This is a genomic window from Pseudomonas sp. LBUM1649 (genome assembly GCF_059716155.1).
Map to the genome: position 1 here is coordinate 6,040,522 of NZ_CP166807.1, position 11,681 is coordinate 6,052,202.

General features: G+C 61.0%; 10 protein-coding genes. 1 reads left to right on the forward strand and 9 read right to left on the reverse strand.

All coding sequences use genetic code 11. The annotated features are described in order from the left end of the window. Nucleotides 1–145: 145 nt before the first annotated feature. The 6 genes from ACA058_RS28085 to ACA058_RS28110 form a co-directional block, all read right to left on the reverse strand. Entirely contained in the window at nucleotides 146–970 is an 825-nt protein-coding gene (locus ACA058_RS28085) for an ABC transporter permease (RefSeq protein WP_497636811.1), read from the reverse strand. A gap of 12 nt (nucleotides 971–982) precedes the next feature. Next, the gene (locus ACA058_RS28090) at nucleotides 983–2,230 is read right to left on the reverse strand and encodes an ABC transporter permease (RefSeq protein ID WP_459730600.1); all 1,248 of its coding nucleotides are present in this window, start codon (nucleotides 2,228–2,230) and stop codon (nucleotides 983–985) included. Nucleotides 2,231–2,390: 160 nt separating this feature from the next. Beyond that, nucleotides 2,391–3,434: an ABC transporter substrate-binding protein gene (locus ACA058_RS28095; protein ID WP_497636812.1), complete on the reverse strand. Its 1,044-nt coding sequence runs from the start codon at nucleotides 3,432–3,434 to the stop codon at nucleotides 2,391–2,393. Nucleotides 3,435–3,482: 48 nt separating this feature from the next. Continuing rightward, the gene (locus tag ACA058_RS28100) at nucleotides 3,483–4,607 is read right to left on the reverse strand and encodes an ABC transporter ATP-binding protein (protein WP_497636813.1); all 1,125 of its coding nucleotides are present in this window, start codon (nucleotides 4,605–4,607) and stop codon (nucleotides 3,483–3,485) included. Between the two features lie 322 nt (nucleotides 4,608–4,929). Continuing rightward, a complete protein-coding gene (locus ACA058_RS28105) occupies nucleotides 4,930–5,559 on the reverse strand; it encodes a response regulator (protein ID WP_008061576.1) in 630 nt (209 codons plus the stop codon). Then, a complete protein-coding gene (locus tag ACA058_RS28110) occupies nucleotides 5,560–7,959 on the reverse strand; it encodes a PAS domain-containing sensor histidine kinase (RefSeq protein WP_497636814.1) in 2,400 nt (799 codons plus the stop codon). A gap of 73 nt (nucleotides 7,960–8,032) precedes the next feature. Between ACA058_RS28110 and ACA058_RS28115 the strand changes: the two genes are divergently transcribed. Continuing rightward, on the forward strand, nucleotides 8,033–9,025 hold the full coding sequence (locus ACA058_RS28115; RefSeq protein ID WP_497636815.1) for an alpha/beta hydrolase family protein: 993 nt from the start codon (nucleotides 8,033–8,035) through the stop codon (nucleotides 9,023–9,025). A gap of 110 nt (nucleotides 9,026–9,135) precedes the next feature. Here the strand turns inward: ACA058_RS28115 and ACA058_RS28120 are convergent, their stop codons facing one another. The 3 genes from ACA058_RS28120 to ACA058_RS28130 are packed head-to-tail and all read right to left on the reverse strand — an operon-like array spanning nucleotide 9,136 to nucleotide 11,592. After that, nucleotides 9,136–9,903, reverse strand: a complete 768-nt coding sequence (locus ACA058_RS28120) for a DnaJ domain-containing protein (protein WP_497636816.1) — start codon at nucleotides 9,901–9,903, stop codon at nucleotides 9,136–9,138. A gap of 1 nt (nucleotide 9,904) precedes the next feature. Continuing rightward, nucleotides 9,905–10,576, reverse strand: a complete 672-nt coding sequence (gene murU, locus ACA058_RS28125) for an N-acetylmuramate alpha-1-phosphate uridylyltransferase MurU (RefSeq protein WP_497636817.1) — start codon at nucleotides 10,574–10,576, stop codon at nucleotides 9,905–9,907. Continuing rightward, nucleotides 10,573–11,592: an aminoglycoside phosphotransferase family protein gene (locus ACA058_RS28130; protein WP_497636818.1), complete on the reverse strand. Its 1,020-nt coding sequence runs from the start codon at nucleotides 11,590–11,592 to the stop codon at nucleotides 10,573–10,575. Before ACA058_RS28130 ends, murU begins: the two co-directional genes overlap by 4 nt. Nucleotides 11,593–11,681: the final 89 nt, after the last annotated feature.

Here is an 11,681-nt window from a genome sequence, read left to right on the forward strand (position 1 = left end):
GTGTCCCGAAAACCACGCACAAACACCTGTAGGAGCGAGCCTGCTCGCGATGGACTAGAGAACGACGCGGGGAGTCAGGCTTCCAGCGTTATCGTTAACGACCATCGCGAGCAGGCTCGCTCCCACAGTTGATCGGTGTGAAACCTTAAACCTGCGCGGTACGCAGTTTCTCGCTGCGCCCACGCAGCCATTCCAGGGTCAGCAACAGGATCACCGAGAAGGCAATCAGCAACGTCGCGGCGGCGGCGATGGTCGGGCTGAGGTTTTCGCGGATGCCGCTGAACATCTGCCGTGGCAAGGTCGCTTGCTCAGGGCCGGCGAGGAACAGCGTCACTACCACCTCATCGAACGAAGTGGCGAAGGCGAACAAAGCACCGGAAATCACCCCGGGCGCGATCAACGGCAAGGTCACCCGACGGAACGCCGTCAGCGGCGAAGCACCCAGACTGGCAGCGGCGCGCACCAGGTTCTGGTTAAACCCCTGCAATGTCGCCGACACGGTGATGATCACGAACGGCACGCCCAGCACCGCATGCACCACGATCAGCGAGAAGAAGCTGTTGCCCAGACCCAACGGCGCAAAGAACAGATAGCTGGCCACACCGATGATTACCACTGGCACCACCATCGGCGAAATGACCAGCGCCATCACCAGCGGTTTGCCGGGGAAGTCGCCACGGGTCAGGCCGATGGCCGCCAGCGTACCGAAAACCATGGCCAGCACCGTGGCCGCCGGGGCGACGATGATGCTGTTCTTCAGGGCGCGCATCCATTCCGCCGAGGCGAAAAAGTCGTGGTACCACTGCAGCGAGAAGCCTTGCAGCGGGTACACCAGAAAACTGCCGGAGTTGAACGACAACGGGATGATCACCAGCACTGGCAGGATCAGGAACAGCAGAATCAAGCCGCAGAGGATCCGCAAGCTGTAGAACCACACCCGCTCGACGGGCGACATATAAGGACTCAGCATTTCATTCTCCCCTTAGCTCAGGCGCAGGCGACTGGCGCCCACCAGCCAGCTGTAAATCAGATAAAGCACCACGGTCGCCAGGAGCAGCAGCCCGCCAAGTGCGGTCGCCATGCCCCAGTTGATGCTGGTGTTGGTGTAGAAGGCGACGAAGTAGCTGACCATCTGATCGTTCGGGCTGCCCAGCAACGCCGGGGTGATGTAGTAGCCGATGGCGAGGATGAACACCAACAGGCAACCGGCGCCGACACCGGCATAGGTTTGCGGGAAGTACACCCGCCAGAAGCTGGCGAACGGATGGCAGCCGAGGGAAATGGCGGCGCGCATGTAGGTCGGCGAGATGCCTTTCATCACGCTGTAGATCGGCAGAATCATGAACGGCAGCAGGATGTGCACCATGGAGATGTAGACGCCGACCCGGTTGAACACCAGCTCGATCGGCTTATCGATGATGCCCATGGCCATCAGGCCGCTGTTGATCAAGCCACCCGATTGCAGCAACACGATCCACGCTGCGACACGTACCAGGATCGAGGTCCAGAACGGCAGCAGCACCAGAATCATCAGCAGGTTGCTCTGGCGCGACGGCAGGTTGGCCAGCAGGTAGGCCAGTGGATACGCCAGCACCAGGCAGATCACGGTGATGATCAGGCCCATCCAGAAGGTGCGGGCGAAGATGTCGAGGTAAATTGCCTGATCCGGGGTGGCCGGGGCGATTTCGCCGAGGTCGTCGATGCGATGATCGACGGCGGCCAGCAAATAGTACGGCGTAATGCTGCTGGTGTTGCGGCGTACGGCCTGCCAGTAGGCCGGGTCGCCCCAGCGCTCGTCGAGACCTTCCAGCGCTTCTTTATAAGAGGCCGGCTCAGTGGCGAATGGCAACGCGCGGGCGGTTTTGGTCAGCAGGCTGCGATAGCCGGCCAACTCCATGTTCAAGCGCTTGGACAAATCGCCCAGGGTCTGATTTTTGCGTGCTTCGGCGAGGTCTTCGCTGGCCGCCTTGTAAACCGGTTCGGCAGGCAGGCCTCGGCCGTCCCAGCTGGCAATGGCCGCCACGGTGCGCGGCATGCCGCCGACCACTTCCGGGTTACCCACGCTTTTGTAAAGCAGCGCCACGATTGGCACCAGGAACACCAGCAACAGAAACAGCACCAGCGGCGCGATCAACGCCTGGGCCTTCCAGCGGTTGACCCGCTCGGCATGCTTGAGCCGCTGCTTCAAGGTGGGGTCAGTGCCCGCGTTCACGGGAACGGCGATAGCCATGGCGTACTCCGGAAATCTTTTGATCGTTACAGAGGTGACATATCACCTCGAACTTTTAGTGTGGGAGCGAGCCTGCTCGCGAAGGCGTCGGCACATCCGAAATCATTGCCGTCAGATCTACCGCTTTCGCGAGCAGGCTCGCTCCCACAGGGTCGTGCGTTTATTTGGCAGCCCAGGAATTGAAGCGCTGTTCCAGTTGCTCGCCGTTGTCAGCCCAGAAGCTGACGTCGATCTGCACCTGGTTGGCGATGTTTTCCGGGGTGGTCGGCATGTCTTTCAGGACATCCTTGGACAACAGTGGAACGGCCTGAGTATTGGCCGGGCCGTAGGCGATGTTTTCCGAGTAGGTCTTCTGCTGTTGCGGCTGTACCGAGAAGGCGATGAATTTCTTCGCCGCTTCGGCGCGCTTGGCGTCCAGACCTTTTGGAATGGCCCATGCGTCGAAGTCGTAGATGCCGCCGTTCCACACCACTTTAAGGTTGCTTTCTTTCTGCACGGCAGCGATGCGACCGTTGTAGGCCGAGCTCATGACCACGTCACCGGAAGCGAGGTATTGCGGCGGTTGTGCGCCGGCTTCCCACCACTGGATGTTGGGCTTGAGTTCGTCGAGTTTCTTGAACGCGCGGTCTTGACCGTCTTTGCCGGCCAACACCTTGTAGACGTCTTTCGGCGCAACGCCGTCAGCCATCAGTGCGAACTCCAGGGTGTACTTGGCGCCTTTGCGCAGGCCGCGCTTGCCCGGGAACTGCTTGGTGTCCCAGAAATCCACCCAGCTGGTCGGTGCGGTTTTCAGCTTGTCGGCGTTGTACGCCAAAACGGTCGACCACACGAAGAAACCCACGCCGCATGGCTGGATAGCGCCTTTGACATAGTCTGAAGTTTTGCCGAACAGCGCCGGGTCGAGCTGTTCGAACATGTCTTCGTCACAACCGCGGGACAGTTCTGGCGATTCAACTTCCACCAGGTCCCAAGACACGCTCTTGGTGTCGACCATGGCCTTGACCTTGGCCATTTCGCCGTTGTACTCGCCCGCCACGATCTTGCCGTTGCCTGCCGCTTCCCACGGTGCGTAGAAGGCTTTGACCTGCGCGGCCTTGTTCGCCCCGCCAAAGGACACCACGGTCAGGTCCGGGCCAGCCGCCATTGCGCTTGCTGCCCCCATCATGCCCAATGCCAGAGCGGTGAATTTCAGGGATCTCAACATTTATTGTTCTCTCCACGTGCAGGGTTGGTGTTGTTGAAGCCGGGGCGATCAGTTCGCCTCTAGAAGTGGGTCGAGCGCACGAACGTGTTCGACCTGCCAGCCAAGCGGTACCACATCTCCAACCGCCAGCCCGGGATCGAGCTCGGCAATCGGTTGCTTCACGAAGAAGTCGGTCTTGCCACAGACTTCCAGGCGAACCCGGACGTGGTCGCCCAGATAGATGAATTCCGCCACCCTTCCCGAGAAGCGGTTGACGCAGGACTCGCTGGAGCCATTAAGGCTCACGCGCTCCGGACGAATCGACAATGTGACGGGTTCGCCGGTCTTGCCGACATTCACCGCCAGTGCTTCAACTTTTTCACCACGGCCCAGTTCGACCACGCAGCGGTCGCCGGTCTGACTGTGCAGACGGCCATTTAGGCGGTTGTTCTCGCCGATGAAGTTGGCGACGAAGGTGTTTTTCGGCTCTTCATAAAGGGTGCGCGGCGGTGCGATCTGCTGGATTTCGCCTTGATGGAACACTGCCACACGGTCAGACATGGTCAGAGCTTCGCCCTGGTCGTGGGTCACGTAGACCACGGTCACGCCCAGACGCTGGTGCAGGTGCTTGATTTCCATCTGCATGTGTTCGCGCAGCTGTTTATCGAGTGCGCCGAGGGGTTCGTCCATCAGCACCAGCTGCGGTTCGAACACCAAAGCCCGGGCCAGGGCCACGCGCTGCTGCTGGCCACCGGATAGTTGTGCCGGATAACGCTGGGCGAACGTATCGAGCTGCACCATGCTCAGGACTTTTTTGACCTTTTCGCTGACGTCGCTTTTGTTCAGCCCGCGCACAGTCAGAGGGAACGCGAGGTTCTCGGCGACCGTCATGTGCGGGAACAACGCGTAATTCTGAAACACCATGCCGATGTCACGCTTGTGCGGCGGCACGTTGTTGATGGCGCGTCCGGCCAGCAGGATTTCGCCCGCTGTCGGTGTTTCGAAACCGGCGAGCATCATCAGACTGGTGGTCTTGCCGGAGCCGGAGGGCCCGAGCAAGGTGAGGAATTCGCCCTTGCGAATGTCCAGGTTGAGGTCCTTGACGATCAGGTTCTCGCCATCGTAGCTCTTCTGCACTCCACGAAAGCTGACTAGAACATCATTGGCCCCTGCGCTTGAATCGACCTGGCTCATACCCACACCTTTGTTGTGATGACTGCTGTGGACTAAGCCTAGTGGACACTGGGGACCACGCAAATCGGGAGGCAAGAGAGAATCGCCTCAGCCGGATGGAAGGTTGGGGGTAGGGATTGCCCTACAAGGATGGCGCGTTTTGGCAAACGCAACGGCACGCTGTCAGCTACAAGCCGCAAGAACGAGCAACAGCGGTTGTTCAGGCATGTCGCAATTGGGCATGGCAACGCGCGCCCCTGTAGGAGCACAGCTTGCTGGCGATGGCGATCTCAAGGACGCCATCGCCAGCAAGCTGTGCTCCTACAGGGGGTAGCGGTGTTCTTTAGAGGAGCTTGTGCTCCATCGCGTACTTCACCAGCTCCGCCAGCGAGGTGATGTTGAGCTTCTGCATCAACCGCGCCTTGTGGGTGCTGATGGTTTTGCTGCTCAATGCCAGTTGCTGGGCGATCTCGTTGACATTGGCGCCCTGGGCCAGGCGTTCGAACACGGAAAACTCACGTTCCGAGAGCAATGAGTGCAACGGCCGCGAATCGGTCAGGCCGACCTCGAAGACCATACGGTCGGCCAAGTCCGGGTCGATGTAACGCCCTCCCGCTGCTACCCGACGGATGGCCGTCAGCAACAGGGCCGGATCACTGTCCTTGGTGGCATAGCCCGCCGCACCGACCTTCAAGGCCCGTGCCGCCATCTGCGCCTCGTCATGCATCGACAACACCAGGATCACCGGCGGATTGTTCAAGGCACGAATCCGCGGAATCGCCTCAAGGCCGTTGACACCCGGCATGGAGATATCCAGCAGCACCACTTCGCAGGGCACATGCCGCAAGGTCTCGAGCAACTGTTCGCCATTGCTCGCCTCCCCCACCACCAACAAGTCCTTGGCCAGGCCGATCAATTGCTTGATGCCTTCGCGGACGATGGTGTGGTCTTCAGCAACCAGTACACGGATCACTTACGTCTCCTTATCCAACGGTACTCGCACAGTCAGGGTCGTGCCCTCACCCGGCTCACTCTCAAGGGACAGTTGCCCGCCCATGATCAACACCCGCTCGCGCATGCCGACCACCCCAAAGGATGTTGGCCTGCCGCTTGAGGCGACAAATCCTACGCCATCATCACTGACAGTCAGACACAGGTCATCGCCTTCAAGGGCCAGTGTCAGTTCGACAGTATGCGCCTGGGCGTGACGCATGACATTGGTCAGCGCTTCCTGAAGGATACGAAACAGGCCGATGGCCTTGGCATCACTGAGCACCGGTAAATTTTCCGGCACCTGAACCAGACACGGAATCTGCGTGCGCGCCTCGAAACGGCGCGCCTGCCATTCGATGGCCGAGGCAATCCCAGCATCCAGAATCGGTGGTCGCAACGCCGTCGCCACATCGCGTACCAGCTGGAACAGCTGGGCGATCAAACGCTTCATGCTGTTCAAGCGCTCGTTCAATCCGGGGTCGAGTTGCGCATAAGCCAGCTCGCACATAGACGTTTCCAGCTTGAGCACCGTCAGCATCTGGCCCAGTTCGTCGTGAACTTCCCGGGCAATGCGCGCCTTCTCCTCTTCGCGCACGCTCTCCAGGTGCGCGGACAATTCGCGCAATTGCTCACGCGAGCTGGCCAGTTCCAGTTCGATGCGCTTGCTCTCGCTGATGTCCCAGACAATGCCATCCCAGACGTAGGCGCCGTCCTCAAGTCGACGGGTAATCGCCTTGATTTCCGCCCAGCGTTGTTCCCCCTGACGCGTCAGAATTCGCCCTTGCCAGGACCAGTCGCTGTCAGTGTCCAGCGCATGGTCCTGGGTCTGGTGATAGCTGGCCTTGTCGTCTGGGTGCACCAGGCTGCGCAGGCCTTTGTCACGATGGGCCAGGGTCGCCGGCGAGTAACCCACCAGACTCTCGCTGCCTTCACTGATGTAGGCAAAATCGATCTGACCTGTCACCGGCGCCCGCTCCAGGCGAAAGACCAGGCCAGGCACATTCGCCGCGATCCCTTGCAAGCGCGCTTCACTTTCCTGCAACGCTGCCAGGGCGCGGCGACGTTCGGTGACATCGGTTAGATAGACCACCAGGTACTCACCCTCGCGAAAGCGCAGAAAGCTCAAGGAGACATCGGCCGGCAGGATGCTGCCATCGGCCCGCAGGCAATTGGTTTCGAAACTTTGCGGCGCGTCGTCGCTGGCCCTGGCACGCTTCCACAGGTTCAACCAGCGATCCATGTGCAGGTCGGGCTCGAACTCGATCAATGGCCGGTCGATAATCCCACCCGGCGGATAGCCCAGCATGCTTTCGGCAGCGCGGTTGGCGTAGCGCACATGGCTGTCCCAGTTCACCCACAGAATGCCGACGGTGCTCTGGTCGATGGAAAACTGCGTGAGCCGCAGGGCCTCTTCGCTGGCGGCGCGCAAGGCAATGTCTGCCTGCGCCGCCGCCAGTCGTTGCTCCAGGCTATGCTGCTGGCGCCGCTGCCAGAACACGATGGCCATGCCGCTGAGCGCCAGCACCAACAACAGCAGGCAGAGGTTTTGCCAGAACCCCGGGGATTCGCTGAGCCGTGGGTACTTGGGTTGCAGCCACTGGTTGTGCAGCGCCTCCAGGTCCTTGGCAGGGATCGCCCGCAGCGCGCTTTCGACAATACCGGCCAACTCCGGCAGGTCTCGCCGTGTGGCCACCCGCAGCAGCTGTGGCAAGCCGACATCACCGACCACCACCAGCCCAGAGAACTCAGGTTCGACGGACAGGCGCCCCAATTGCGCTTCGTCAACCACCGCGTAGGCGGCTTGCTGGCTCAGCAACAGTTGCAACGCCTGGCGTTCGATCGGTACACCCTGCAGGTTCAAATGGGGATAGTTGCCGCGCAGGTAGTCGGCGGTGGCACTGGGCATGCGCACGGCGACGCGGGTTTGGCTGTCGAGTTTTTCCAGCTCCACCGCACCGGTGCTTTTCTGGTCGCTGACCACCAGCTGCGGCACCCGCATGTACGGATCGGAAAACTGCCAGAGGCGCAGGCCGCCAGGGGTCTGGGTCAGCCCCGGGGCGATGTCGATTTCGCCTGCGCGCGCGGCCGCTTCCAATTGCTCGAGATCGGGAAAGTTGCGCCAGCTCAGTTCGACCTTGAGCGACTTGGCCAGCCACTTCATCAGCTCGACATTGACCCCCGACAGGCGCTGCAAGCGGCGGTCGTACTGGGCGTAGGGCGCTTGCAACACCAGTCCGACGCGCAAATCGCCCTGCTGCGCCAGCCATTGTTGCTGGCCTGCCGACAATGGCGCGACATGCGCCGGTGGCGCGGCCGCCGCCCAGCCCATCAAGGGCAACCACAAACAGCCGATAACCCACAGGCAGCGAAAACGCATCATCGAACTCTCACACACTGACAAATACTGACCAACCCATTAGGCTGCCGGAATCACTTCTGGCCTGGAATATCCGATGCTCCCTGTCTACCGCCTGGCACTGCCAGCATTGTGCCTGTCGCTGATCCTGCCATGGGCTTTTTCCGTTGAGGCGGCCGACCCGGCAGCTACCGCAGCGGAAAAGTCCGCTGAAGAAAAACCGCTCGAACGCCAGCCGTTGCCTGAGCGTAGTCAGGAAGAAGCCACTGCACTGCAGCGAAAAATTCCGCTCCAGGAACAGCAACCATTGCAAGCGGGCGCCGATACATTCCTCGCCCTGTGGAAGCCGGCCAACTCCGCTGAACCCAAAGGCGCAGTCATTCTCATCCCCGGCGCTGGCGAAACCGTTGACTGGCCACAAGCAATCGGTCCGCTGCGCCGCCAATTGCCGGATGCCCAATGGAGCAGCCTGAGTATCACCCTGCCTGATTTGCAACGTGATGCCATGGCGCCACGCATGGTGGAAGCCGTGCCAGCACCCAAGGCGCCAGACGTCGGCAGCAAAGACTCGACCACTGCGGCCCCCATCGAACAGGCGGCGGGCGGCGAAGCCGAGGTGGCGGACAAGGCCGTCGCTGAAACCGCCGACGAGCAGACCAAGGCTGACGCCGAGCGAATCTTCGCCCGAATCGACGCGGCCATCGCTTTTGCCGAGCAGCAAAGCGCTCGCAGCATTGTCGTGCTGGGGCATGGCACGGGCGCCTATTGGGCCGCGCGGTATCTGAGCGAGAAGCAGACGGCGCAAGTCGAGCGCTTCGTCATGGTCGCCGCGCAGACGCCGGCCAAAGTGACACCTGAACTGGACGAACTCGCGCCAACCCTCAAGCTGCCCACCGCCGACCTCTTCTATATGGACAAGCCGCTGGATCGCAACGCGGCGCTGGCCCGCTTGCAGGCCAGCAAACGCTTGAAGACTTCGGCCTTCAGCCAGGTCTCGCTCAAGGCTTTGCCGGGCAATAACAAGGCACAACAGGACCAATTGGTGCGCCGGGTGCGGGGCTGGTTGAATCCGCAGAATGCGGCGGACTGACCGAGTCGCCCCCCATTGATCTGTAGTCCATACATATCCCTGTGGGAGCGAGCCTGCTCCGGACGGCGTTCCGACGATGGCGGCATCACCGGCGACACAACTCTCTGATGCTAGCGAAAATCCCGCCGCTGGCGAATCAACGTATAGGCGTTGTGCAGCTCGCGCGTCTTGTCGGTGGCCTCGCGAACCTGCGACGCCGTTGCACCACTGCCGGCAATCTTGTCCGGGTGATGGCGACTGAGCAGGCGTCGATAGGCACGCTTGATCTGGGCGGGCTCACTGGTGGCAGACACACCCAACAGCCGCAAGGCGTCCTGATAGGTTACAACACTGCTGACCAACGGACGCTGCTGTGGCTCGTAATCGGCCGCCAACGCCTTGACCTGTCGCTCGGTCCACCCCAGCCAATGGCCCCACTGGAGCAGCAGTTCACGTTCGCGGGTGCCCGCATGACCATCGGCCCAAACCATCCGCCAACAAGCGCGCAAAACCCCTTCTGCGGCAAAAGGCTGAGAACGCAGCCGGCGCAAATGGCTACGCAACCGGTCACTGCCCGATTTGCCACGATTGAACGCGGCTATCGCCCGGCGCTGTACAGATTCGGACATTTCCAAAGCACGCATCTCCGCGCGAGCCTGCTGGATATGTCCCTCCACTACCCGTCCATCACACTTGGCCAGGCGCCCCAGCAAGACAAATAACAACTCGTCGTTGCGCAGGACAGGTCGACCCCCGAGCTTTTCGCGCAGATGCGCCCAGCTTTGAAGATGCAGGTGCCTATCCAGCACCTGCCCCAGCAAGGCACCGAGCATGGCCCCCGGAATGCTGGCGATGGCAAAGCCCGCTCCCGCTCCGATCAGAGTCCCTGGCCACAGCATGTCAGCGGCTCGCTTCAATCAGGGTTTCAGCTTCGGCCAGGCGCTCGTGGGTGCCGACATCGACCCAAAGCCCCTTCAGGCGTTCGCCGGTCACTTGCCCGTCAGCCATGGCCTTGCGCAACAGCGGCGCAAGCTTGAAAGCCCCTGCCGCGCAGCCATCGAACAACTGTGGATGCAGCACGGCGATACCACTGTAGGTCAGGGTTGCGGTGTCCGGCTGACCGTCCCGGACCTGGTCGCCGGTCAGGCTGAAGTCACCGGCGAGGTGATGGGGCGGGTTATCGGCCAGCACCAGGTGCGCCAACCCAGTGATGGGTTGATGCAACACGCTGAAGTCGTAGTCGGTCCAGATATCACCGTTGACGACCAGGAAAGCCTCGTCACCCAACAACGGCAACGCGCGGAAGATTCCGCCACCGGTTTCCAGGGGTTCGCCTTCGGCCGAATACTCAATGCTGACGCCGTAGCGCGAGCCATCGCCCAGATAGTCTTCGATCTGCTGACCCAGCCAGGCATGATTGATCACGATCTCGGTAAACCCTGCCGCAGCCAGGGCTCGCAGGTGATACTCGATCAGCGGCACGCCACCGGCGCGAACCAGCGGCTTGGGCGTGGTCAGGGTCAAGGGACGCATGCGCTCGCCCTTGCCTGCCGCCAGAATCATCGCCTTCATGCCGTCACTCCAGCACGTAGGCTGGCCAGCAATACATCCAGTTCAGCCAGTTCAGGACGACGCGCGATCACTGCATCTATATACGCAAAGAAGCGTGGCACATCGCCCAGGTAGCGCGGCTTGCCGTCGCGGTGGCAAATGCGCGCGAAGATTCCGATCACTTTCAGGTGACGCTGCACACCCATCAGGTCGCTGGCGCGCAGGAAGTCCTCGAAGTCGGGCTGCACCGGAATATCCAGCGCACCCGCTTGTTGCCAGTAATCTTTCAGCCAGCCGCGCACGCGTTCCTCGGGCCAACTGAGGAAAGCATCCTTGAACAGGCAGGTCACGTCGTAGGTGACAGGACCATAGACGGCGTCCTGGAAATCCAGCACACCGGGATTGGGTTCGCTGAGCATCAGGTTGCGCGGCATGTAGTCGCGGTGCACCAGGACCTTCGGCTGGGCCAGGGCACTGTCGATCAACAGATCGCTGACCTGCTGCCAGAGAACTTGCTGCGCCGCAACGAACTCGATGCCCAACTCATGCTTGACGTACCACTCGGGGAACAATTCCAGCTCACGTCGCAACAACGCCACGTCGTAACTCGGCAGTGGCGCAACCATCGGCAACTGCTGGAATGCCAATAGCGCTTGCAGGGCATCCTTGAACAAATCGTCGGCATTTGCGCTGTCGATCACGTCCAGGTACGTCTTGTTGCCCAGGTCGTTGAGCAAAAGAAATCCGCGCTCCAGGTCTTCGGCGTAGATTTTCGGCACATTTATTCCGGATTTCGCCAGCAGAAACGCGATATCCACGAAAGGCTTGCAGTTTTCCTGGGGTGGTGGCGCATCCATCACGATCAAGCTTCTGCCTGCGCCTTCCCAGCGGAAATAGCGCCGAAAACTCGCGTCGCTGCTGGCCGCAGTCAACGTGGACGGGGGTACGGCACCCCAGCCCTGTTGCGCAAAAAGGATTGCCAATTGTTCATCGAGCCAAACTTTCAGGTGTTGCAAACGTATATCTTGGTCAGGCATTGCAAGGGTCTCCGACGGCGCTAGCCGTCAAGCGGGTCATGCTTTATTATCCAGCATCTTTTTCAGACCATCGAGAGGCGTGCGGCCCA